The sequence below is a fragment of the Rathayibacter sp. PhB186 genome, assembly GCF_003751825.1.
In the GTDB taxonomy this organism is placed as follows: domain Bacteria; phylum Actinomycetota; class Actinomycetes; order Actinomycetales; family Microbacteriaceae; genus Rathayibacter; species Rathayibacter festucae.
In genome coordinates this window covers 688,121-711,262 of record NZ_RJKO01000001.1, presented here as the reverse complement: position 1 = coordinate 711,262, position 23,142 = coordinate 688,121, and the positions used below count along the sequence as shown (strand labels likewise).

Here is a 23,142-nt window from a genome sequence, read left to right as displayed (position 1 = left end):
ATGGCCCAGAAACAGTCGATCTTCGGCCGCATCGCGCAGCTCGCGAAGGCCAACATCAACGCGCTCCTCGATCAGGCCGAGGACCCGCAGAAGATGCTCGATCAGATGGTCCGCGACTACACCGACAGCATCCGCGACGCCGAGGCCGCCATCGCGCAGACCATCGGCAACCTGCGCCTGCTCGAGGACGACTACCGCGAGGACGTCCAGAACGCCGACGAGTGGGGCGGCAAGGCCCTCGCCGCGAGCCGCAAGGCCGACGAGCTCCGCACCTCCGGAAACGCCGGCGACGCCGACAAGTTCGACGCGCTCGCCAAGGTCGCCCTGACCCGCCAGATCCAGTCCGAGAAGGAGGCGAAGGACGCCGAGCCGACCATCGCCTCGCAGACCGAGGTCGTCGACAAGCTCAAGTCGGGTCTCAACCAGATGCGCGAGAAGCTCCACCAGCTCTCTTCCAAGCGAGACGAGCTGATCGCGCGCTCGAAGACCGTCGAGGCGCAGTCGCAGGTCCAGGACGCGATCAAGAGCATCGACATCATGGACCCGACCAGCGAGGTCAGCCGGTTCGAGCAGAAGATCCGCCGCGAGGAGGCCCGCGTGCGCGGCGCCGAGGAGCTCGCGTCCTCGAGCCTCGACGCGCAGTTCGAGTCGCTCGAGGACCTCGGCGAGGTGACCGAGGTCGAGGCGCGCCTGGCCGCCCTCAAGTCGGGCCGTCCGCAGGACTCGATCGGCTCCTGACCGCGCGGGGAGCTCCGGGCCGACGAACGCCTGGTCGGCCCGGAGTTCTCCTCATCGCATTCCCCCTCCGGCATGCCTCTCGAAGACTGGCAATCGCCCTGATGCGGGGCCGCGCGGCACCCCATAGTGTTGACCTCGGTCGCCCCGGAACCCGGTTGGCCGCAGCCTCGTCCGGCCCCTACCGACGCGGTGAACACCATGAGCGGACCCGGACCTCCCGGGGATCGCTCACCGAGCGGCCGTCGACGAGGACGGCCACCCCGAACGAGCGAGGCGCCGATGAGCACCCCCACCGCACTGTCCGACGGAAACGTCCCCACCGCCCCCCGGGTCGAGACCTCCCCCCGGGTCCAGGCCTCCCCCCGCGTGATCCGCACCCGCCCCCGCGGCGAGGGCAACACGAATCCGACGACCGAGTACTCCGGTCTGCTGAGCACCGTCCGCGACGCCGGGCTCCTCCGCCGCCGCCGCGGCTTCTACTACATCCTCTTCTCCGTGCTGACGCTCGCCCTCGGCGGCATCGTCACCGGCTTCGTCCTGCTGGGCGACTCCTGGTTCCAGCTGCTGCTCGCCGCCGCGCTGGGCATCGTCCTCACCCAGTTCGCCTTCCTCGCGCACGAGGCCTCGCACCGTCAGGTGTTCGAGTCCGGCAAGGCCAACGACGTCGCCGGCCGCACGCTCGCGAACCTCGTCGTCGGCATCAGCTACTCCTGGTGGATGAACAAGCACAGCCGCCACCACGCCAACCCGAACGTGCTCGGCAAGGACCCGGACATCGTCCGCGACGTCGTGTCGTTCACTCCGGAGGACGCGGCCCGCTCGCGCGGCGCCTACGCCTGGCTCACCCGCCGTCAGGGCTACGCCTTCTTCCCGCTGCTGCTGCTCGAGGGCATCAACCTGCACCTGCACGGCTTCCGCACCGTGTTCGGCAAGGGCAAGGTCGACAAGCGCTGGGTCGAGATCTCGATGCTCGTCGCCCGCGTCGGCCTGTACCTCGCCGTCGTCTTCTGGGCGCTGCCGCTCGGCATGGCCTTCGCCTTCGTCGGCGTGCAGATGGCCGTCTTCGGCCTCTACATGGGCGCCTCGTTCGCCCCGAACCACAAGGGCATGCCGATCCTGCCCAAGGAGGCGCGCGTCGACTTCCTGCGCCGCCAGGTCCTCACCTCGCGCAGCATCCGCGGCAACTGGTTCAACGACTACTTCATGGGCGGCCTGAACTACCAGGTCGAGCACCACCTCTTCCCGAACATGCCCCGCCCCGCCCTGCGCGAGGCCCAGGTCATCGCGAAGGAGTACTGCGCGACGCACCAGATCCCCTACACCGAGACCTCGCTGCTCGAGTCGTACGGCATCGTCGTCCGCTACCTCAACCGCGTGGGCCTCTCGGCCGGCGGCGACCCGTTCGACTGCCCCGCCGCGGGCGCCTACGGGCGCTGAGCCGCCGCTCCGCACCGCACGAACGGCGAAGGCCCTCCCCTCCGAGAAGGAGGAGGAGGGCCTTCGCCGTTCCGCTCGTCAGTTCGCGGAGCAGAGGATGAGCGTGCTCGACACGTTTGCCGCGGTCTTCGAGCCGGTCCCGCTGTAGCCGGAGGGCAGCGTCGAGACGGCGTTCAGCTGGAAGGCGACGCTGATCGAGAGCGTCGTGCGGAGGGCGATGGTCGCTCCCGCTGCCAGCGGGGCGGTCAGCGTGATCTGACGGGACGTGTTGCTCAGCACGTTCACGGTGGCCGTGCCTCCCGAGACCGAGAAGACGCCGATGTTGGCGACCCCGGAGCCGGTGATGAGGACGGTCGTGCCGGTCGGCAGCGGCTCCGTGGGGCCCGCCTGCAGCAGGAAGCCGGGACCGATCAGGCCGAGGGTGCCGCAGGTGCCGCGGAGCGCGTAGGCGCCGAGATCGACGATCGACGCCGCAGCGGACGGGGTGGCGACGGCGACGGCGACGACCGGCACGGTCCACGCGGCGGCCGCGGTGACGGAGCGGCGGGTGACCAGGCGGTCGGAATCGGGGCGGGGCGAGGAGTCGTGGGTCACGGTGTGGCCTTCCGGTCGAGGTGCGCGGGCGTTCGGCGCCACACCGGCGACGGTGACGGGTGGTCCGGCTCGATGCTCGCGAGAGGCGCAGGCCGACGCCAGCGCGGGGAGCCTGTCCCCCGTCAGTGGGACGGCGTCCGGTCGGCAGCCGCTTCCGGGCGAGACGCAAGGGGCTTCCGGGCGCGGAGGAGGCGTCCTAGCGTTGCCCTATGAGCAGCTCCGAGAACGACATCGAGACCACCCCCGTCGACCCCGAGGAGACCACCGGCAGCGCCGGCACCGGGAACCCCGCCGGACTCGACGAGGTGGGCAGCCCGTCCCCCGATGGACCCGACGGCGTCGACGCCGCGGGCGAGGAGCAGAACCCGCCCCTGCCCGACTGGGGACCCACCGACGGCGTCCACGGCACCGACGCGGAGACCGCCGACGGCACCGACGCGTCGGGCACCGCCGGTCACTGACCGCCCCTCCGCAGGGCCCTCGCACCTCCCCTCCGGCACCGCGCCGGCCGGGAAGCGCGGGGGCCCTGCGCCGTCCCTCCGTGTTCGCCGGAACGTCGCCGGAGGGCCCCGCCGACGGCCCTACACTGGCGCAATGCAGCCGAACGAACGCGCTCTCCGCGTGATCTCCTACAACCTCCGGGAGCACCGGGCGCACGGCGAGATCGCCCCTCTCGCCGCCCGGCACGACGTCGACGTCCTCTGCCTCCAGGAGTGCGACACCACCAAGCTCCCCCAGGAGCTCGGCGATCTGCGGCTCGCCTCGGTGACCGCGCGCAACCGCCTCGGGCTCGCCGTCTACTACTCGCACGCCCGCTTCGAGCTCCTCGGCAGCGCCGCGTTCGAGCTCAGCAAGTCGATGCACGACCGGGTGATGTCCCCCGCTCACGAGCGCCTGCTCGCCGTCCGGCTCGAGGACCGCGAGGGCGGATCGATCGCCGTCTCGTCCTTCCACGCGGCTCCGCTCTCGGCCGGCAACGCGCTGCGCCGGAAGCAGATCGGCGAGGCGCTCGACCGCCTCCGCGACTACGCCCCGGACACCCCGTCGCTGATGGTCGGCGACTACAACTACCCCTGGTTCTTCCGCGGACTCGACCGCAAGATGACGCGGAACGGCTACCTCGTGTCGCGCAGTGATTCCCCGACCTATGCGCGCTACCGCTACTTCAGCGGGCACTTCGACTTCGCGATCAGCGACTCGGTGCGGATCGAGCGGGTCTCGACCCTGCCGCAGGGCGTCTCCGACCACCTCCCGGTGCTGGTCGACGCGCACTACGACGTGCGCGCCGCATGAGCGGCCGGGTTCCTCGCTGCGGTCGGGCTCCCAGGGGCAGCCTCGGTAGGCTCGTCGAGTGACGACCCTGATCCTCGCCCGGCACGGAGAGACCGTCTGGCACGCCGAGAACCGCTACGCGGGCTCCTCCGACATCGCGCTGACCCCGCTCGGCCAGGACCAGGCGGCGACGCTCGCCTCCTGGGCCGTCGATGCCGAGCTCGACGCGGTGTACTCCTCCACCCTGGTCCGCGCCGTGCGCACCGCCGTCCCCGCCGCCCGGGCCGCGCACCTCGAGGTGCAGCTCGACCCGGCCCTCGTCGAGGTCGACTTCGGCCAGGGCGAGGGGCTGACGAACGCCGAGATGGAGAAGCGCTTCCCCGACGAGTACCGCGCCTGGGTCGCCGCGCCCGCGATCCAGCCGATGCCCGGCGGCGAGTCCGGCCTCGACGCCGTCGCCCGCGCCAACACGGCGCTCGCCCGCATCCACCGCGACCACCCGGACGGCCGTGTGCTCGTCGTCGCGCACGGCACCCTCATCCGGCTGCTGCTCTGCGCCTACCTCGGCATCAATCCCGAGACCTACCGGCACACCTTCCCGTCGGTCGACAACGTCTCGCTGACGACCCTGCTCTGGGACGAGACCGGTGTCGGCCTGCTCGGCTACAACGTCCCTCCCGTGCAGAAGCAGCGGCGCTCGAGCTGAACGCCGTCCCGCCCGCCCGGGCGAGCGCGGGGTCGATCGGACTCGTGCTCGGCTCGATCGCGAGCGTGCAGCTCGGCGCGTCCTTCGCCGTTCTGCTCTTCCCCGCCGCCGGGCCGATCGGCACGGTGACCCTGCGCCTGGTCTTCTCCGCGCTGGTGCTGCTCGTCGTCTGCCGGCCGCGGATCCGCGGCTACTCGCGCTCGGACTGGGCCACCGTCGGCGCCTACGGCCTCGCCCTCGGCGGGATGAACGCCTGCTACTACGAGGCGATCGCCCGGATCCCGCAGGGCGCGGCGGTGACGCTCGAGGTGCTCGGTCCGCTGGTGCTGTCGGTGATCGCCGGGCGGAGCCTCGTCAGCCTGCTCTGGGCGGCGCTCGCCCTCGGCGGCGTGGTCGTGCTCTCGCAGGGCGGCTTCTCCTCGCTCGATCCCGTCGGCGTCGCCTTCGCGCTCGGCGCGGCGGCGCTCTGGGCCACCTACATCGTCTTCGCCGGGCGCACCGGCGGGCGCTTCCCGCGGCTCGACGGCCTCGCGCTCGCGCTGACCGCCGGCGCGATCGTGTCGCTGCCGTTCGGCATCGCCACGGCCGGGCCCGCCCTCGTGCTGCCGCCGGTGCTGCTGCTCGGACTCGCGGTCGCCGTGCTGTCGTCCGCGCTGCCCTACGCACTGGAGCTGCTGGCGCTGCGGCGCCTGCGCTCGTCGACCTTCTCGATCCTGATGGCGCTGGCCCCCGGCGCCGCCGCGCTCTCGGGGTTCCTGGTACTGGGCCAGCGGCTGACCGCGATCGAGGCGGTCGGCATCGCCCTCGTCGTGGCGGCGAGTGTCGGCGCGGTGCGCACCGCCCGTCGGACCTGACCCGCCCGTCCCGCTGCCGTCGCGGAACGACGGGAGGCGGAGGCCAGGCCGGGGCGCGGGAGCCGCCCTTTCGGGTCGGGCGGCCGATCGGACCAGGTCACCGTACGCGTTGTGTCCCCGGCCTGGTCTGCCTCCGACCGTACTGAGCGCCGCCCACCACGCCAAGCTGTCGCGATCGGCGTGGCCACAACGGGGGGGGGATCGGCGGACCCGGGGTCTCGATACGCCGCTGCGCGGTCCACTCGATCAGCATGGGGGCGCCCGCTGCGCGGGCCACTCGATCAGCATGCAGCGGGCCAACTCTTTTGTTAGGCTAACTATGTGACTCCTGCCGACACCGATCTCCCCGCCCTCGCCGGCGAGACGCGCATCGCCGTGGGCCGGCTCGGCCGCCGCCTGCGCCAGGAGAAGGCGGAGCACGAGCTGAGCGACGCGCAGTTCGGCGTCCTCGCCCTCCTGCACCGGGAGGGACCGCGGACCCTCGGCGAGCTCGCCGAGGCGGAGCGCGTCCGTCCGCCCTCGATGACCCGCACCGTCGGCTGCCTCGCCGACGACGGACTCGTCGAGCGCCTCGCCGATCCGGCCGACGGCCGCGTCACCCGCATCCGCGCGACCGCGCGCGGCTCCGAGCTGGTCCTCGACGTCCGGCGCAGCCGCGACGCCTGGCTCATCGCCCGCCTCCGCGAGCTCGACCCCGACCAGCGCCGGCTGCTGCACGACGCCGCCGCGCTCCTGCGCGAGGTGGCGGACCGATGAGCGCGATGTTCCGCTCGCTCGCGGTGCCGAACTACCGCATCTGGTTCGCCGGTGCGATGGTCTCCAACATCGGCACCTGGATGCAGCGCACGGCCCAGGACTGGATCGTCATCAACGATCTGACCGACCACGACGCGACCGCGCTCGGCGTGACGATGGCGCTGCAGTTCGGCCCGCAGCTGCTGATGGTCCCCTTCTCCGGCTTCATCGCCGACCGCTTCGACCGCCGGAAGCTCCTGATGGCGACGCAGGCCGCGATGGCCGTCCTCGGCCTCGCGCTCGGCCTGATCGTCGTGACCGGGATCGTCCAGCTCTGGATGGTCTACGTCTTCGCGCTGCTCCTGGGCTTCGCCGCCGCGATCGATGCTCCGGTGCGCCAGACCTTCGTCTCCGCGCTGGTCGAGGAGCGCGACCTCTCCAACGCGGTGTCGCTGAACTCGGCCTCCTTCAACTCCGCGCGGATGATCGGCCCGGCCCTCGCGGGCGTGCTGATCGCGGCCGTCGGCTCCGGCTGGGTCTTCCTCCTCAATGCGGCGAGCTTCCTCGCGGTGCTGGTCTCGCTGCGCTTCCTGCACCGGGAGCAGCTGCGCTCCGCCCCGCGCGCGACCCGCGGCCCCGGTGCGCTGCTCGAGGGCTTCCGCTACGTCTCCCGGCGGCCGGACATCCTGGTCGTGCTCTCGATCGTCTTCCTGATCGGCACCTTCGGCCTCAACTTCCCGATCTTCGCCTCGACGATGGCGACGGTCGAGTTCGACATGGGAGCGAGCGAGTTCGGCCTGCTCTCCTCCGCCATCGCCGTCGGCTCGGTGGTCGGCGCCCTGCTCTCGGCCCGTCGCGACCGCCCGCGACTGCGCCTGATCGTCGGCGCCGCCGCGGCCTTCGGCGTCGCGCTCGCCCTCGCCGGCCTGATGCCGACCGTCTGGGCCTTCGCGATCCTGCTGCCCTTCGTCGGCATCGCCGCGCAGACCCTGATGACCTCGGCCAACGGCTACGTCCAGCTCTCGACCACGCCGGAGATGCGCGGCCGGGTGATGGCGCTCTACATGGCGATCTTCATGGGCGGTACCCCGATCGGCGCCCCGCTGATCGGCTGGGTCGCCAACGCCTACGGCCCGCGCTGGGCGATGCTCGTCGGCGCCGCCTCCGGAGCGCTCGCCGCCGGCGTCGGCCTCGGCTGGTACCTGCGCACCCGCCGCCGCGCCCGCGCCGGCGAGCCCGCCGCCCAGGAGGAGGTCGCCCTCGTGACGACCCCCGCCCTCACGCCTCGCGCGTGATCTCCACCCGGCCCAGCTCCTGCACGGAGTGCGGATCGCGCCTACGAACTCCCGCGCTGTGCGGCGCGCTCCGCCGCTTCCTTCATCAGCTGGTACTGCTCCGGCGAAACGGAGTCCCCTATCCGGCGAGCATGGTCCCTTCCAGCGAGTGGCCGTACGGCCGAGAATGCGGCCGCACCGTGGATTTCGAGGTGGGATCTATTGTGAAGGTGAAGTTTCGACTCTCTAGTGAATGCGCGCCGGAGTGGTTGCGACAGGATTCTCGGAACCCACTCGTTCCGATCCACCTCCGTCACCAGTAGCTGGCGCTCGATACCACGAGTGACCGCTGCCGCCACCCAGTCCGCGAATTGGATGTTCGCGCTGAGCAGACTGTCCACGTGCATCGGAGGCTCCACGATTCTTCTCATCTCCGCGTGATCGATAGCGCGCCCCAGTATGTGGCTGTACATGCGGGGAAGCCGCTTCGCTCGATCCTTCTCGTTGATCTGGTCGATCATCACGAGGAGTTGCTCGTTCTTCCGCTCAGCGAAGGTGCAGAGGCGATTCAGTGCCTCCCTCATCGCAAGCGCCTCTCGCTCGTCCTTGTCGAGCCGGGTCTGCTTAGGAGTGCCGATCGGTTTCTCGTCGGCGTAGTAGAACAGCGTGCCGCCGAGCTTCTCCTGGAGAATCCGCACCAGACCGGTGAAGACGCGGATCTGATCGGGGTAGTTCTGTGCTGTGAAGGAGTGGAAGATCACGGACCCCTTCTTCTCCCATCGACCCGGATGCTCCGCATCAGCGATCTCCGGCGCGAAGATGATCCGCTTCTCCCGATCGAACAGCTGACCGAAGCGGCGGGCGTTCCGATCAGGCACGACGAAGCCGGCATATCCGAACGCCGGACTCGTTCGGAATCGCGCGTCGGCTTTCGACACGAACGCGCCGGTCTCGCCTATCTCATCGATGTACGCCAAAAGCATGCGACCATCCTGGCGTTAACGCAGAAGCCCACGCACATGGCGTGGGCTTCTCGAATTGGCGCTCCGAGGAACTCTTTCATCCCCTGCTACCGGCCGCAACGCTACCACTCGTCTGTGACGTTCGCCATCACATCGCGCAAACGTCAGTTCATGCAGGCCGTTCTGGCGCGAAGCACGTCATCCGTGCACGCGGCACTCGTCGGAGGGCGAGCTGAGCCGAGTCGCGCCGCAAGCGATCACGACGCAGAACATCGCCTCCCTCACGCCTCGCGCGTGATCTCCACCCGGACGAACAGCTTCGAGGAGTGCGGACCGGCGTAGACGCCGCGCAGCGGGGCGATGTCGTTGTAGTCGCGGCCGCGGCCGACGATCACGTGGCGGTCGCCGATGTCGATCAGGTTGGTGGGGTCGTAGCCGCGCCAGGCACCGCCGCAGAACCACTCGACCCAGGCGTGCGACTCGCCGACGACGGTCTCGCCGATCGCCGCGTTCGGCTTGGGGTGCAGATAGCCGGAGACGTAGCGCGCGGGAATGCCCGTCGAGCGCAGCGCGCCCAGGACGATGTGGGTGATGTCCTGGCAGACGCCCTCGCGGGCGGTCCACGACTCGGTCGCCGTCGAGTGCACGCCGGTGACGCCCTGGCGGTAGGTCATCTCGCGGCCGATCGTCTCGGCGATCGACAGGGCCGCGTCGCACGGGCCTTCCGCGGCGTCGGCCAGCCGGCGGGCGAGCTCGACCAGGTCCTCCGGCGGGGCGGTGCGGTTGGTCTGCTTGAGCTGCTCCACGTACTCGGTGAGCGTCTCGACCTGGTCCGCGAGCTGCTCCCAGCCGACCGGGTGGTCGGGGTGCGCCTTCGGCCGGATCTCGACGAGCGAGGTCGCCGTGAGCGAGAGCTCCTGGTGCGGGTCGAGCACGTCGAACGACGAGACCCGGGTGCCCCAGTAGTCGGTGTAGGTGTGCGCGGAGGTGACCGGGCGGATGACGAGGTTCGAGGAGAGCACGAGCTGCCCGTCCGAGGACGCCGGGAGCATCCTCGCCTCGTTGTAGGAGGCGACGACGTCGCCCCGGTAGGTGAACCCCGTCGTGTGCGTGATGCGCAGCCTGCTCACAGCGCCTCCCCGATCCAGCTCGGCATGACATTGGTGGGGAAGTAGCGCTGGCGGATCGCCTCGGAGGCCGACGAGGTCGCCTCCTGCACGCTGTCCATGTGCCGGGGCAGGTCCTCGAGGATCTCGGCGATCGGCCGGTACTCCAGCTCGCTGCGGATCTGGCCGAGCACCCGCTGGGCGTCGCCGGTGTGCCCGACGCGACCGGTGCGCGGCTCGATGTCGCGCATGCACATCTCGGCACGCGAGACCGAGAAGAGGATCGAGCGCGGGAAGAGGCGGTCGAGCAGCAGGAACTCCGCCGCGTTGCGCGCGCTCGGCACGCCGCGGTAGGTGCGGAGGTACGCCTCGTACGCCCCGCAGGAGCGCAGGATCGTCGTCCAGGACGGGCCGCTCGCCTCGGTCAGCGACCGCGTGGCCAGCAGGCGGGCCGTCATGTCGGCGCGCTCGATCGAGCGGCCGAGCGTGAAGAACTGCCAGGCCTCGTCGCGCGAGGTGGCCGACTCGATGATGCCGACGGCGAGCGCCGAGCGCTCGCGCACCCAGCCGAAGAACTCCGACACCCGCTCCCCCGTGACCCGGCGGGGCATCCGGGTGCGCGTGGTGTTGAGGCACTCCCACAGCTCGGTCGAGACGATCTCCCGCGCGCGCCGGGCGTTCTCGCGGGCGGCGCCGAGCGAGTACGCGATCGAGGCGGGGTTCGTGCGGTCGATCGCGAGGATGGTCAGCACGTCGGCGCGGGTGACCTCCTTCATGTCGTCCGGCGCGGTGGACCCCATCACCGACAGCAGCGAGCGGCAGGCGGTGTCCTCGTCGATCCACGGGTCCTCGAGCAGGAGCTGCAGGTGGACGTCGAGGATGCGGGCGGTGCCGTCGGACCGCTCGATGTAGCGGCCGATCCAGAACAGCGACTCGGCGATCCGGGAGAGCATCAGGCGTCCTCCCCCGCGGCGAGCGTCTGCTGCTGCTGCTGGTCCTGGTCGTGGTTGGCCGCGTCCTGCGGCGACTGGTCGGGCGTGTGGTTCAGCGGGTAGACGATCGGGATCGAGCTGGTCACGGCCGCCTGGTCCTCGACGAGCCCGGAGATGTCGTGGGCGTCCGGCTCGGTGAGCGGCGCGCCCTCGAGGCCGACGACCCAGGTGTCCTTCGAGCCGCCGCCCTGCGACGAGTTGACGACGAGCTGGCCCTCGGGCAGTGCGACCCGGGTGAGACCGCCGGGCAGCACCCAGATGTCCTTGCCGTCGTTGACCGCGAAGGGACGGAGGTCCGCGTGCCGGGGCCGCATGCCGTCGTCGACCAGGGTCGGGATCGTCGAGAGCTGCACCACCGGCTGGGCGATCCAGCCGCGCGGGTCGGCCTGCAGCCGGGAGCGCAGCTCGGCCAGCTCCTTCGCCGAGGCGGCCGGCCCGACGACGAGGCCCTTGCCGCCGGAGCCGTCGACCGGCTTCACGACGAGCTCGTCGAGGCGGTCGAGCACCTCCTCGAGCGCGCCCGGATCCTCCAGGCGCCAGGTGTCGACGTTCTTGATCACCGGCTCCTCCGAGAGGTAGTAGCGGATCAGGTCGGGCAGGTAGGTGTAGACGAGCTTGTCGTCGGCGACGCCGTTGCCGACCGCGTTCGCGATCGTGACGTTGCCCAGGCGCGCGGCGAGCATCAGTCCGGGCGAGCCGAGCATCGAGTCGGCGCGGAACTGCAGCGGGTCGAGGAACTCGTCGTCGACGCGGCGGTAGATCACGTCGACGCGGGTGGGCCCGGAGGTGGTGCGCATGAACACCTTGCCGCCGGTGCAGAAGAGGTCGCGCCCCTCGACCAGCTCGACGCCCATCAGCCGGGCGAGCAGGGTGTGCTCGAAGTAGGCCGAGTTGTAGACGCCCGGCGTGAGCACGACGACGGTGGGGTCGTCGACGCCCTCCGGAGCGGAGGCGCGCAGGGCCTGGAGCAGGCGGTTGGGGTAGTCGCCGACCGGGCGCACCCGCATCGACACGAACAGCTCGGGCAGCGTCTGCGCCATCACCCGGCGGTTCGAGATGACGTAGGAGACACCGGAGGGCACGCGGACGTTGTCCTCGAGGACCCGCCAGTCGCCGACCTCGTCGCGGATGAGGTCGATGCCGGACACCTGGATCCGCACGCCGTTGGCCGGCTCGATCCCGGCGGCCTGGCGGTGGAAGTGGCTGGAGCTGGAGAGCAGGGCGGCGGGGATCACGCCGTCCTTCACCGCGTTCTGCGGGCCGTAGACGTCGGCGAGGAAGGCCTCGAGCGCGCGGACGCGCTGCTTGATGCCGCTCTGCACCTCGTTCCACTCGGCGCTCTCGATCACGCGCGGGACGGCGTCGAGCGGGAAGGGCCGCTCCTCGCCCGCGAAGTCGAAGGTCACGCCCTGCGCGAGGTAGGAGGAGGCGAGCGCATCGGTGCGACCGCGCAGCTCCTCCTGCGTCATCCGCGCGAGCGAGGAGTAGATGTCGCGGTACGAGTCACGGACGCCGGCGGGGCCGCTCGTCGCCGCGACATCGGCGAACATCTCGTCCCAGGGTGAGGCGCCCGTGCGGGGCCGCTCGACCTTCTGGGACCCGTATCCGTCGAAGAGGTCACCCATGGCACGACTCTAGTGCGGGGCAGATTGCGGGGATGTTTCGGGCGGCCGGAGGGCGAGGAGGCCGCCCGTCACTCGAGAGTGAGCGCCCGCCGGCCCGGCGGTCACAGGGAGCCGCCGGCGCCGAGGATCGCGTCGATGCGGGCCCGTGCCGTCTCGCTGCGGTAGGGGTCGGTCGCCTGGACGAGGGAGTCCGCGATGCCGAGCGCCCCGAGGACCGCGACGACGGAGTCGAGCCGGGCCGAGCCGTCTCCCGCCTCGAGCCGGCGCAGCGTCTCGCGGGTGACGCCCGCCCGCTCGGCGAGCGAGGACGCGGTCATCCCGTTCACCGCTCGCCAGCGGCGGATGTTGGCGCCGATCTCGGCCAGCTGCAGGGAGCGGCGAGGCGACCGTCGTGCGACCATGCGAAGACTCCTGAGCTCTACAACGTTCACTTCAGTGCTTCATGGCATCTATAGCTTTCAGTCGATCTTCCACCGGCCATGCCGAAGAAGCCCTTCGACCTCTGGGATCGTCACCGCCTAGGCGCGAGCGGTTACATCGCAGGCAGTACCTGAAGGGTTACACTTCTATATGTAGCCGTGCGGTTACACCGCGGAGGAGGCGAGCGATGTTCAGTGGAGTGAACGATCTCAGGCAGCTGGTGGTCTCGCTGCGCGAGAACGCGGGCCTCAGCCAGGCCGAGCTCGCCCAGCGTGCGGGACTCTCCAGGAAGTGGGTGAACGAGTTCGAGCGCGGCAACCCCAACGCCCGCATCGGTGCGGTACTCGACGTACTCCGAGCGCTGGGTTACGGGCTCGAGGAAAGGGCGCTCGATGGCCGCCGCACGTGAGCTCGTCGCGTACCTCGACGGCAGAAGAGCCGGAACTTTCCTCCAGGAGAACACGGGCAACACCGTCTTCGTCTATGACGACGAGTACAGACGCGATCCGCTGAGCACGCCCCTCTCGCTCTCGATGAGCAAAGCAGTGGAGCGCCACAGCAAGCGGCAGGTCCTGCCCTGGCTCAACGGGCTCCTCCCCGACAACGACGCAGCGCGAAGCGCCATCGCTCAACGCTTCGACGTCAATCCCAAGAATCCCTTCGCCATCCTCGAACACACAGGGTCGGACGCCCCCGGCGCCGTTCAGCTCCTTCCTCCTGGCGAAGAATCCACTGATGCGGACAGCGACCGAACCGCGGTCGAGACACTGGCCGACGAGGACGTCGCCGAACAGCTCCGCCTCGTCATCGACGAGTACCGAGACGGGACTGCGGACGCGCGCCTCGATCAGCGCTTCTCTCTGCCCGGAGCGCAACCCAAGATCGCGCTCGTTCACGACCGACGCGGATGGGCACGTGCGCTGCGCGCGACGCCGACGACACACATCCTCAAGCCCGTCGCGCCGGACGGGTTCAGGCGCGTCGACGTCGTCGAATACGTGACGCTGACCGCGGCGAACACGCTCGGTCTCGCGACCGCCGAGTTCTGGATCCAGCAGATCGGGCCGCACCGAGTCTTCGTCTCGAAACGCTACGACCGCGAGCCGGGAGCAGACGGAATCATCCGACGGTTGCATCAGGAAGATTTCGGGCAGGCCCTGTCGACGGATCCTGCGAAGAAGTACCAGCGACGGGACGGGGGCCCGGGGATCGGCGCCGTCGCGACCCTCATCCGCGCTCTTGCACTCAGCGACAGCCAGAGAGTGCGGATCGGATGGGAGTTCTTCCGCGGAGTCGCCTTCAACAGCGTCGCTTACTGCACCGACGCTCACATCAAGAACTACTCGATGATGCTCGACGGCGCCCACTCGCGGCTCGCGCCCTTTTACGACCTGAACACCATCGCCCCCTATCTCGACGATCGGTCGCGATTCGGCGCCAGGGGCGAAGCGCCACAGGCAGCGATGTCGATCGACGGTGAATACCGCTTCGACGCGATGTCCGAAGCAGGCTTCGCGAAAGAAGCGAAGAAGCTCGGGGTGGACGGCGGTCGAGCCGTCGACGAGATCCGTCGGCTTCGCCGCGATCTGGTGGGAGCCTTCGAGAACGCCCGAGACTCCCTCGTGGCTCTCGATGACGACACGACGAGCTTCGCCCAGGAGGTCGTGGACGGGGTGGCTCGCATCCCTTCCCTGACGCGCTCCTGAGCGGTCGAGCAGGTGGCGGGAATGAATTCGCCCGCACGTGGTTGGATGAGGATGTACATGCGAACGCATGAATCAGGTCTCGCCAGCACGGGGCCACGGAGAGAAGGAGCGCCCGATGCAGTTCGGCATCTTCACGGTCAGCGACATCACCACCGACCCCACGACCGGCCGCACCCCGACCGAGTCCGAGAAGATCGCGGCCACGCTCGCGATCGCCCAGAAGGCGGAGGAGATCGGCCTCGACGTCTTCGCGCTCGGCGAGCACCACAACCCGCCGTTCTGGTCCTCCTCCCCCACGACGACCCTCGCCTACATCGCGGCGAAGACCGAGCGGCTGCAGCTCAGCACCGCGATGGCCCTGATCACCACGAACGACCCGGTGAAGCTCGCCGAGGACTACGCGATGCTCCAGCACCTCGCGGGCGGCCGCGTCGACCTGATGCTCGGCCGCGGCAACACCGGCCCGGTCTACCCGTGGTTCGGCAAGGACATCCGCCGCGGCATCGAGCTCACCATCGAGAACTACGACCTGCTGCACCGCCTGTGGACCGAGGAGTTCGTCGACTGGGAGGGCCAGTTCCGCACGCCGCTCCAGGGCTTCCAGTCGACCCCGCGCCCGCTCGACGGCGTCGCCCCGTTCGTCTGGCACGGCTCGATCCGCTCGCCGCAGATCGCCGAGCAGGCCGCGTACTACGGCGACGGCTTCTTCGCGAACCACATCTTCTGGCCCGCCTCGCACACCGCGAAGATGGTGCAGCTCTACCGCCAGCGCTTCGAGCACTACGGCCACGGCAGCGCCGACCAGGCGATCGTCGGACTCGGCGGCCAGATCTTCCTCGCGAAGAACTCGCAGGACGCGGTCTCGCAGTTCCGCCCCTACTTCGACAACGCCCCGGTCTACGGCCACGGCCCCTCGCTCGAGGACTTCACGGAGCAGACCCCGCTCACCGTGGGCTCGCCGCAGGAGATCATCGACCGCACCCTCGGCTTCCGCGAGTACGTCGGCGACTACCAGCGCCAGCTGTTCCTGATGGACCACGCGGGCCTGCCGCTGAAGACCGTCCTCGAGCAGATGGACATGCTCGGCGAGATTCTGCCCGCTCTGCGCGCCGGCTTCGCCGAGGGCCGCCCGGCACACGTGCCGGACGCGCCCACCCACTCCTCGCTCGTCGCCGCCCGCGCCGAGCAGCCCGTCCCCGTCAGCCCCGTCCCCGTCAGCGCCTAGGAGGCCCCGCCCATGGACACCCGCAGGATCACCGTCCTCTCGGCCGGCCTCAGCACGCCGTCCTCCACCCGCCTGCTCGCCGACCGCCTGGCCGACGCGGCCGAGGCCTCGCTCACCGAGCAGGGCTTCGCCGTCGAGCGCAGCGTCGTCGAGCTGCGCGACCTCGCGCACGACGTCACGAACAATCTGCTCACCGGCTTCGCGAGCCCGGCGCTGCAGACCGCGCTCGACGCGGTGGCCGGCGCGGACGGCCTGATCGCCGTGACGCCGATCTTCACGACGAGCTACAGCGGGCTCTTCAAGTCGTTCGTCGACGTGCTCGACACCGAGGCGCTCCGCGGCCTGCCCGTCCTGCTCGCGGCGACCGGCGGCTCGCCCCGCCACTCGCTCGCGGTCGACTACGCCATGCGCCCGCTCTTCAGCTACCTGCACGCCGCTCCCCTGTCGACGACGGTCTTCGCCGCGACCGAGGACTGGGGCGGAGCCACCGAGGACGGCCGCGCGCTGCCCTCGCGGATCGAGCGGGCGGGCCGCGAGCTCGCGACCGAGGCGGCGCGCACCTCGCGCGCTCCCGCGGACCCGTGGGCGCTCGACGGCTCGTTCGAGGGGATGCTCGGCCGCCGCAGCTGAGCGGGCCGTCTCACAGGATCGGCGATCCGTCCAGTAGGTCCGCGCTGCCGTTGCGCGGGGTTAGCCTCCCTCGGGGAGCCCGCCCGTGGCCCCCGAGGGGAGGCCATGATGGCTCTGGACAGGACCGCGCTCGGCACGAGCGTCTTCGACCGCGCGATGCTGGACCGCCGCCGCTTCCTCAGCGCCCTGGGCGTCGCCGCCTCGGTCCCGGTGCTCGCGGGCTGCGGCTTCGCGCCGGCCCGCCCGGCGGCGAGCGCCGACAGCGGCACGCTGACCTTCACCACCTGGGGCACGGACGCCGAGCTGGCCGGCTTCCAGCGGGCGATCGACCGCTTCCAGGAGGCGAACCCCGGCTCGACCGTGGCGCTGAACTCGGTGCCGTACGAGCAGATGTTCACCAACATCGACGCGCAGCTGCAGGCGGGGAACCCGCCGGACGTCTTCCGCGTGCCGTACTACACCTTCGGCAGCTACGCCGGTCGCGACCAGCTGCTCGACCTCACCCCGCACCTCGAGGCGGACGTGGCCGACCGCTTCACCGACCCGGCCTGGGCCGCGGTGCAGAGCAATGGCAGCCCCTTCGGCGTGCCGCACCACACCGACACCTCACTGATCCTCTACAACACGGAGGCGCTCGCCACCGCGGGCATCACCGACTTCCCGGCCTCGCCGGAGGAGGCGTGGACCTGGGAGGAGTTCACCGAGGTCGGCCGCACGCTGCGCGCCTCGCTCCCCGCCGAGCGCTACCCCTTCGCCTACAACTGGCAGGGCAACGGCGTCACCCGCTGGCTGAGCCTGCTCTTCCAGGCCGACGGCCGCTTCCTGACCGAGGACCTCTCCGCTCCCGCCATCGACTCGGATGCGGGTCGCGCGGCGATCGACTTCAGCCGCAGCTTCTTCACCGACGGCCTCGTGCCGCCGAGCAGCTCGATCCAGGCGACGACCTACGCGAGCGACCTCTGGTACTCGCAGACGACCGCGATGACCTTCGGCGGGGCGTTCCTCATCCCGGACGCGGAGTCGACGCTCGACTTCGAGTGGGGCGCGACCTACTCGCCGCGGAACGTGCGCGGCGGCGGCGACTTCGGCGGCAACGCCCTCGTCGCGACCAAGGCGACCGCGAACCCCGAGCTCGCGGCGGCGTTCCTCGCCTTCGTGACCGAGGAGGAGTCGATGCGCGACTTCTGCGCCGGCGCCTCGCTGCTGCCCACCCGCCGCGACCTGACCGAGTCTGGCATCGAGTTCGATGTGCGCCCCGAGCTCGCGGAGGTCTTCCTCGGGCAGGCGGGCACCGTGCAGGCGTCCGACGCGGCGCAGGTGGCCTCGCCGGACATGGCCGCGATCATCGCGGTGCTGAAGGACCAGCTGGAGCAGGCGTTCGTCGGCGGCCAGAGCACCGAGGACACGATCGCGAAGCTCAGCTCCGGCATCGCCACCGCCGTGCAGTGAGCGGCAGGATCCGGTGACCCGCACCCTCCCCGCGCCCGAGGAGGTGACGGCGCGACCGCGCCGCTCCTCCCGGGCGCCCGCCGCCCGCGAGACCGTCGCGGCCTACGGGTTCCTCGCGCCGAACCTGCTGATGCTGGCGCTGTTCGTCTTCGTGCCGCTGGTCGGCGCGTTCCTGCTCAGCTTCCAGCGCACCAACGGCTTCGGCGACGGCGTCTTCATCGGCCTGGACAACTACGGCCGGCTGCTCAGCGACCCGCTGTTCTGGCGCTCGACCCTCAACACCGCGCTGTTCACGCTGATCGTCACGCCGCTCTCGATGGCGCTCGGGCTGGGCGCCGCGGTGCTGCTGAACTCGGTGCTGCCGGCCCGGCCCGTCTTCCGCTCGATCCTGATCCTGCCGATGGCGGTCTCGGGCGTCGCGACGGCGCTGATGGGCGTGCTGATCTTCGACGAGAACAGCGGCGTGCTCGACGGGCTGCTGCAGACGATCGGACTGCCGCGCATCGCCTGGCAGTCCGGCGGAGCCGCGGCCTTCGCCTCCGTGATCCTCGTCACCCTGTGGTGGCGGGTCGGCTTCAACATGCTGATCTACCTGGCAGGGCTGCAGGGCGTGAACCCCGCGCTCTACGAGGCGGCGCGGCTGGACGGCGCGAACGGCTGGCAGCAGTTCCGGCACGTGACGGTGCCGCTGGTCGGCCCGTCGACGTTCTTCCTGCTCATCCTCAACGTCATTTACTCGTTCCAGGTCTTCGACATCGTCTTCGTCCTCACCGGCGGCGGGCCGCAGAACTCCACCTCGGTGCTGGTGACCTACGCCTACGACACCGGCTTCGTCACCCGCGACCAGGGCTACGCGGCGGCGATCGGCATCGTGCTGCTGATCCTGACGATGATCTTCACCGCCGTGCAGTGGCGCACGAACCGCTCGAGGGACCTCGTCGAATGAACCGCGTCTCCCGCTCGACGACCGCGCTCCGGCTCGTCCTCGCGATCCTCGTCTCCCTCGTCATCCTCTTCCCGCTCTACTGGATGCTCGTCGTCGCCTTCTCCTCGCGCGCCGAGCTGCTCGGCGGCACACTGCGGCTCTGGCCGCGCGAGTTCACCCTGGCCAACTTCGAGCGCGTCTTCGACTCGTTCCCGGTCGCGACCTGGTTCGGCAACTCGCTCGCGATCAGCCTCACCACCGCGCTGATCACCGTGGCGATCAACCTGCTCGGCGGCTACGCCTTCGCGCAGCTGCGCTTCCGCGGCTCCGGCGTGCTCTTCCTGCTGGCCCTGTCGACGCTGACGCTCCCCGTGCAGGTGATCATGGTGTCGCTCTTCCGGCTCGTCACCGATCTCGGCCTCTACGGCAGCTACTGGGCGGTGATCCTGCCGACGGCGGCCTCGGCCTTCGGGCTGTTCCTCGCGCGGCAGTTCATCCTCGCGATCCCTCGCGACCTGATCGAGGCGGCCCGGATCGACGGGGCCGGCCACTTCCGCGTCTTCACCCGGATCGTGCTCCCGCTCTCGAAGCCGCTGATCGCGGTGCTGTTCTTCATGTCGCTCCTCGGCTCCTGGAACGACTTCGCCTGGCCGCTGATCGCCCTCAAGGAGAACGTCCTCTTCACCCTCCCGATCGGGCTGCTCTACCTGCAGGGGCAGTTCGGCAGCGACTACGGCGGAACGATGGCCTTCGCGCTGGTGAACGTGCTGCCGATGGTCGTGCTGTTCCTGATCTTCCAGCGCTACTTCGTGCAGGGCTTCGCCCGCAGCGGGCTGCGCTGAGCGGTCCCGCTCGGCGACGGATCGACTGCTTCTATCACGGCCGTATGTCAATCCCGGCTATTGCGCTCCCCGTTGTCGCGGCACCGCGGTACCGTCTACCCAGGTGCTCGTCCTGAGCGCCACGGAGCACTCCGCTCCAGCGGAAGGCGGGTCGTCGTGAGCACCATCGCCGCCAATGCCGCCCAGCAGCGGGTGGCCGGTCGCTACTACCTGATCGAGCGGATCGGCTCCGGCGGGATGGGCTCGGTGTACCGGGCCCGCGACGAGACCGTGCAGCGCGAAGTGGCCGTGAAGGTCTTCCGCGCCGAGGCCTCCAACCCCGAGGACGTCGCCCGCCAGGAGCGCGAGGTGCGGATGCTCAGCTCCTTCGCGCACCCCGGGATCGTCAACCTCTTCGACGCCGGCCTGCACAACTTCGGCGGCGAGGTGCGCCGCTACGTCGTGATGGAGCTCGTCGCCGACCCGACCCTCGAGGCGCGGCTCGAGCCCGGCCCGATGGCGCCGGACGAGGTCGCCGCGATCGGCACGCAGCTGGCCGAGGCGCTCGCCTACCTGCACGAGCGGGGCGTCGTGCACCGCGACGTGAAGCCCGCGAACATCCTGGTCAGCGAGGTGGCCTCCAGCGGCTACGCCCGCACCGCCAAGCTCACCGACTTCGGCGTCGCCCACTTCATGGACGGCTCGCGCCTCACCAGCGACGGCATCGTGATCGGCACCGCCAGCTTCGTCAGCCCCGAGCAGGTCGCCGGCGAGCCGATCAGCGGCGCCAGCGACGTCTTCTCGCTCGGCCTCGTGCTGCTCGAGGCGATCACCGGGCACCGCGAGTACTCCGGCACCGTCCTCGAGGCCGCGATCGCGCGCCTCAACCGCTCCCCCGTCGTCCCGGCGACGCTGCCCGCACCCTGGCGCGCGCTGCTCACCTCGATGACCGAGCGCGACCCGGCGAAGCGGCCCACGGCCGACCAGGTCGCCCACCGGCTGCGCGCGGGGATGACCGCGTCGACCGCCTCCGGGCTGGATGCGGCATCGGCTCCCGACGGCCGCGCCGTCCGCCTCCGCCGCGCCGTCATCATCGGCTCGAGCGTCGTCGGCGTCGGCGCCGTCGCCGCCCTCTCCTGGATGCTCGGGATGCTCGCCGGCCGCTGAGCCGGAAGCTCGCCGGCCGAGCAGCGGTCACCGCACACGCTGGTCGAGCAGCCGCGCAGCGGCCGCCTTGCATGCTGGTCGAGTAGCCGCGCAGCGGCGTATCGAGACCCGCCCCTCCCTGACGTGAGCCCGGCGGCTCAGGTCTCGGTGACGGTGGATTACTGGGAAGAGGCGCCCGCAGACATGCTGGTCGAGTAGCCGCGCAGCGGCGTATCGAGACCCACCGACTTCAGAACGCAGGCCCGACGGCTCAGCTCTCGGGGACGGTGGATCTCGATACGCCCGCTGCGCGGGCTACTCGATCAGCATGCAAGCGGGTCAGGCCTCGCCCGGGAGGGCCTGGCGGAGGACGATGCGGGTCCAGGCGCCGACGTAGACGCGGTCGCCCTCCTCGATCTCGCGGCGCTGGCCGGTGGGGATCGGGGTCTGCGGGAGCGAGGCGCCGGCCGCGGCGAGGTAGGTGCCGTTCGCGGACTGCAGGTCCTCGACCCACCAGCGGTAGCCGTCGGTGTTGAGCTGGCAGTGGCGGCGGGAGACGCCGGAGTCGGTGCCGCAGTCGATCTGCGGCGAGATGCCGCGCGAGACGGAGGGTCGGCCGACGAGCACCGAGCGCTCGCGCAGCACGACGATCGTCGGCGGGCCGGCCGAGGGCATCGGGTCCTCGGCGCGCTGCTCCGTGTACCAGTCGGGGTCGACCCAGATCTCGGCGATCCAGGGGTCGCCCTCCTCCGGGGCCGCGGGCACGGCGGGCGCGGCCGTCGGCGTGCTCCCGGTGACCTCGGCGAGGACCTCCGTGGCAGGCGCGGCGGGCGGTGCGGTCGCGATGGGCACGTCGAAGCCGGCCGCCTCCTCCGGAACGAGTTCGGGCGGCGCACCGGGAGCGGCCGACGCGGGCGCCTCGCCCAGGTGGGCGGCGGGGTCGCCGGCCGCCGAGGCGGAGCCGCCGACCTCGCCGGGTGCGCGGACAGCGCCGGACTCGGTGAAGGGGTCGGCCTCGGGCAGCGAGCCGGTGGTGAAGTCGTAGCCGCAGTTCTCGCAGAACAGCGCGCCGGCCTCGTTGGGGTACGAGCAGTTCGGGCAGACGGCGGGACCGGTCGGGATCGCCGTGGTCGGGTCGGCGGCGCGCGGCGCGGGAGCGGACGGCGCGGCGGGCGCGATCGGCGCACCGCAGACGTCGCAGTAGTCGCCGGACTGGGAGGTGTGCCCCTCGGGGCAGCGGTAGCTCACTTGCGCACCCGGGTGGTCTTCGTCGAGGCGGTGTCGAGCGCCATCTCGTCCAGGCGGGCGACACCGCGCTTCAGACGGACCGTCCCCTCGTTCGGGTCGTCGATCTCGACGACCTTGCGCAGCTTCGCGGTCGCCTCGTCGTTGCCGGTCGCGGCGGCGAGCTGCACCGCGCGGCCGAGCTTGACGGTCGCGGTGGCGTCGTCGCCGACGGCCTTCGCGGCGAGGCCGTCCTGGATCGCGGAGGCGAGCTCGGTCTGGCCGGTGTAGTGCGCGACGGCGGGATCGATCCGGGCGGTGAGCGCCGAGTCGTCGGTCCAGCGGGCCTTCACCAGCGCGGAGGCGACGACCTCGTCGCGCACGCTGAGCTGCACGCGGGCGGCGAGCTGCTCGGCGCCGACCGGCTTCGAGGCGACGCGCACGGCCACGTGGTACTCCCGCGACTCGTCGCCCCAGGCGCCGGTCGGGTAGGAGCCGGTCAGCGGGTTGACCGCGGTGCGACGCGAGCTCAGGTCCTCGAGGTTCGGTGCGACCTGGCGGACGAAGAGCAGCTGCGAGCCCTGCGGGGTCCAGACGCGCAGCTCGCCGTCGGCGACACCGCGGCCCATCGACGCCTGGATCAGCTGCTCGAAGTCGGCGGCCATGTCGGCCGGGTTCGCGATCAGGCCCACGGTGCCCAGCAGCGCGCTGGCGATGGTGCGCGCCTCCTCGACGACCCAGCGGGAGCCGACGCCGCGGACGTCGCACTGGAAGACGCCGCCGGCCGCGCGGATCGCCGCGTCGAGCTGCATCCGCGACTCGTGCTCGTTCTTGCCGTCGGTGAGCAGGATGGCGTGCCGCTGCTTCGCCTCGGGGACGCTGGAGAAGAGCTGGCGGGCGAGGGTCAGCCAGGTGCCCATCGCGGTGCCGCCGTCGGCCTGGAGGAAGCCGATGGCCTCCTTCGCGGCCGCGCGGGCGCCGGGCTCCATCCGCACCATCGAGACGGAGGCGTTGGGGTACGGGAAGGCGCGGTCGGCGCGCTCGGAGCCGGCGACGACGGCGAAGAAGGTGCCGTCGAGGATCTGGTCGACCGCCACGGCGGCGGCGCGCTTGGCCGCGGTCATGTTCTCGCCGGTCATCGACCCCGAGCAGTCGACGATGATGATCTCGGCGGCCGCTCCGTCGCTGCCGGCCGCGCCGGTGCCCGAGGCGGTCACCGTCACGATCGCGTGCACATCCGTCGCGCCGTCCGAGAGGAACTCGTTCTGAAAGACACTCGCGCTGAACTCCGCCATTCGGCC

24 protein-coding genes are annotated in these 23,142 nt (G+C 70.9%); 16 read left to right on the top strand and 8 right to left on the bottom strand.

Annotated features, from left to right (window positions below; translation table 11 throughout):
* Together EDF45_RS03295 and EDF45_RS03290 are read left to right on the top strand one after the other, a co-directional pair.
* Positions 1-738 carry a PspA/IM30 family protein gene (locus tag EDF45_RS03295; RefSeq protein WP_123734963.1) on the top strand — a complete coding sequence of 246 codons (738 nt, stop codon included), beginning with the start codon at positions 1-3 and terminating at the stop codon, positions 736-738.
* Between the two features lie 279 nt (positions 739-1,017).
* Positions 1,018-2,175 (top strand): acyl-CoA desaturase, encoded by a 1,158-nt coding sequence (locus EDF45_RS03290; protein ID WP_123734962.1) that lies wholly within the window; start codon positions 1,018-1,020, stop codon positions 2,173-2,175.
* A 78-nt stretch (positions 2,176-2,253) separates the two neighbouring features.
* Here EDF45_RS03290 and EDF45_RS03285 read toward each other — a convergent pair whose 3' ends face one another.
* On the bottom strand, positions 2,254-2,769 hold the full coding sequence (locus EDF45_RS03285; protein WP_148060208.1) for a hypothetical protein: 516 nt from the start codon (positions 2,767-2,769) through the stop codon (positions 2,254-2,256).
* Between the two features lie 209 nt (positions 2,770-2,978).
* On the opposite strand from EDF45_RS03285, the gene EDF45_RS03280 reads away from it, so the two are divergent.
* From EDF45_RS03280 to EDF45_RS03255, 6 genes are all read left to right on the top strand, one after another.
* Positions 2,979-3,230, top strand: a complete 252-nt coding sequence (locus EDF45_RS03280; RefSeq protein ID WP_123701963.1) for a hypothetical protein — start codon at positions 2,979-2,981, stop codon at positions 3,228-3,230.
* 133 nt (positions 3,231-3,363) lie between these two features.
* Positions 3,364-4,062: an endonuclease/exonuclease/phosphatase family protein gene (locus tag EDF45_RS03275; RefSeq protein ID WP_123444958.1), complete on the top strand. Its 699-nt coding sequence runs from the start codon at positions 3,364-3,366 to the stop codon at positions 4,060-4,062.
* A gap of 58 nt (positions 4,063-4,120) precedes the next feature.
* Positions 4,121-4,747: a histidine phosphatase family protein gene (locus EDF45_RS03270; RefSeq protein WP_123444957.1), complete on the top strand. Its 627-nt coding sequence runs from the start codon at positions 4,121-4,123 to the stop codon at positions 4,745-4,747.
* A gap of 44 nt (positions 4,748-4,791) precedes the next feature.
* Positions 4,792-5,601, top strand: coding sequence for a DMT family transporter (locus EDF45_RS03265; protein WP_243580972.1), 810 nt, complete (start codon positions 4,792-4,794; stop codon positions 5,599-5,601).
* A gap of 321 nt (positions 5,602-5,922) precedes the next feature.
* On the top strand, positions 5,923-6,357 hold the full coding sequence (locus EDF45_RS03260) for a MarR family winged helix-turn-helix transcriptional regulator (RefSeq protein ID WP_123734961.1): 435 nt from the start codon (positions 5,923-5,925) through the stop codon (positions 6,355-6,357).
* Positions 6,354-7,631 (top strand): MFS transporter, encoded by a 1,278-nt coding sequence (locus EDF45_RS03255; protein ID WP_123734960.1) that lies wholly within the window; start codon positions 6,354-6,356, stop codon positions 7,629-7,631. Before EDF45_RS03260 ends, EDF45_RS03255 begins: the two co-directional genes overlap by 4 nt.
* Positions 7,632-7,672: 41 nt before the next feature.
* Here EDF45_RS03255 and EDF45_RS03250 read toward each other — a convergent pair whose 3' ends face one another.
* From EDF45_RS03250 to EDF45_RS03230, 5 genes are all read right to left on the bottom strand, one after another.
* Positions 7,673-8,593, bottom strand: a complete 921-nt coding sequence (locus EDF45_RS03250) for a DUF3800 domain-containing protein (RefSeq protein ID WP_123734959.1) — start codon at positions 8,591-8,593, stop codon at positions 7,673-7,675.
* Positions 8,594-8,853: 260 nt separating this feature from the next.
* Positions 8,854-9,702 (bottom strand): transglutaminase family protein, encoded by an 849-nt coding sequence (locus EDF45_RS03245; RefSeq protein ID WP_123734958.1) that lies wholly within the window; start codon positions 9,700-9,702, stop codon positions 8,854-8,856.
* A complete protein-coding gene (locus EDF45_RS03240) occupies positions 9,699-10,631 on the bottom strand; it encodes an alpha-E domain-containing protein (RefSeq protein WP_123444951.1) in 933 nt (310 codons plus the stop codon). Before EDF45_RS03240 ends, EDF45_RS03245 begins: the two co-directional genes overlap by 4 nt.
* Complete coding sequence (locus tag EDF45_RS03235) at positions 10,631-12,295, bottom strand: circularly permuted type 2 ATP-grasp protein (RefSeq protein ID WP_123734957.1); 1,665 nt, start codon at positions 12,293-12,295, stop codon at positions 10,631-10,633. The genes EDF45_RS03240 and EDF45_RS03235 overlap by 1 nt, the downstream gene beginning before the upstream one ends.
* A 101-nt stretch (positions 12,296-12,396) precedes the next feature.
* Positions 12,397-12,696: a helix-turn-helix domain-containing protein gene (locus EDF45_RS03230; RefSeq protein ID WP_123444948.1), complete on the bottom strand. Its 300-nt coding sequence runs from the start codon at positions 12,694-12,696 to the stop codon at positions 12,397-12,399.
* 206 nt (positions 12,697-12,902) lie between these two features.
* Here EDF45_RS03230 and EDF45_RS03225 point away from each other — a divergent pair, with 206 nt between their 5' ends.
* From EDF45_RS03225 to EDF45_RS03190, 8 genes are all read left to right on the top strand, one after another.
* The gene (locus EDF45_RS03225) at positions 12,903-13,124 is read left to right on the top strand and encodes a helix-turn-helix domain-containing protein (RefSeq protein WP_123734956.1); all 222 of its coding nucleotides are present in this window, start codon (positions 12,903-12,905) and stop codon (positions 13,122-13,124) included.
* Entirely contained in the window at positions 13,108-14,421 is a 1,314-nt protein-coding gene (locus tag EDF45_RS03220; RefSeq protein ID WP_123734955.1) for a HipA domain-containing protein, read from the top strand. Before EDF45_RS03225 ends, EDF45_RS03220 begins: the two co-directional genes overlap by 17 nt.
* 115 nt (positions 14,422-14,536) lie before the next feature.
* Positions 14,537-15,646, top strand: coding sequence for an LLM class flavin-dependent oxidoreductase (locus EDF45_RS03215; protein WP_123734954.1), 1,110 nt, complete (start codon positions 14,537-14,539; stop codon positions 15,644-15,646).
* 12 nt (positions 15,647-15,658) lie between these two features.
* Entirely contained in the window at positions 15,659-16,276 is a 618-nt protein-coding gene (locus tag EDF45_RS03210) for an FMN reductase (RefSeq protein WP_123734953.1), read from the top strand.
* A gap of 108 nt (positions 16,277-16,384) precedes the next feature.
* A complete protein-coding gene (locus EDF45_RS03205; protein ID WP_260311750.1) occupies positions 16,385-17,725 on the top strand; it encodes a sugar ABC transporter substrate-binding protein in 1,341 nt (446 codons plus the stop codon).
* Positions 17,726-17,738: 13 nt separating this feature from the next.
* Positions 17,739-18,671 (top strand): carbohydrate ABC transporter permease, encoded by a 933-nt coding sequence (locus EDF45_RS03200; protein ID WP_260311749.1) that lies wholly within the window; start codon positions 17,739-17,741, stop codon positions 18,669-18,671.
* On the top strand, positions 18,668-19,492 hold the full coding sequence (locus EDF45_RS03195; protein WP_123701944.1) for a carbohydrate ABC transporter permease: 825 nt from the start codon (positions 18,668-18,670) through the stop codon (positions 19,490-19,492). The genes EDF45_RS03200 and EDF45_RS03195 overlap by 4 nt, the downstream gene beginning before the upstream one ends.
* Positions 19,493-19,648: 156 nt before the next feature.
* Positions 19,649-20,638, top strand: a complete 990-nt coding sequence (locus tag EDF45_RS03190; RefSeq protein WP_123734952.1) for a serine/threonine-protein kinase — start codon at positions 19,649-19,651, stop codon at positions 20,636-20,638.
* Positions 20,639-20,956: 318 nt separating this feature from the next.
* Here the strand turns inward: EDF45_RS03190 and EDF45_RS03185 are convergent, their stop codons facing one another.
* Positions 20,957-21,865 carry an FHA domain-containing protein gene (locus tag EDF45_RS03185; protein WP_123734951.1) on the bottom strand — a complete coding sequence of 303 codons (909 nt, stop codon included), beginning with the start codon at positions 21,863-21,865 and terminating at the stop codon, positions 20,957-20,959.
* A complete protein-coding gene (locus tag EDF45_RS03180) occupies positions 21,862-23,136 on the bottom strand; it encodes a VWA domain-containing protein (protein ID WP_123734950.1) in 1,275 nt (424 codons plus the stop codon). The genes EDF45_RS03185 and EDF45_RS03180 overlap by 4 nt, the downstream gene beginning before the upstream one ends.
* Between the last annotated feature and the right edge of the window lie 6 nt (positions 23,137-23,142).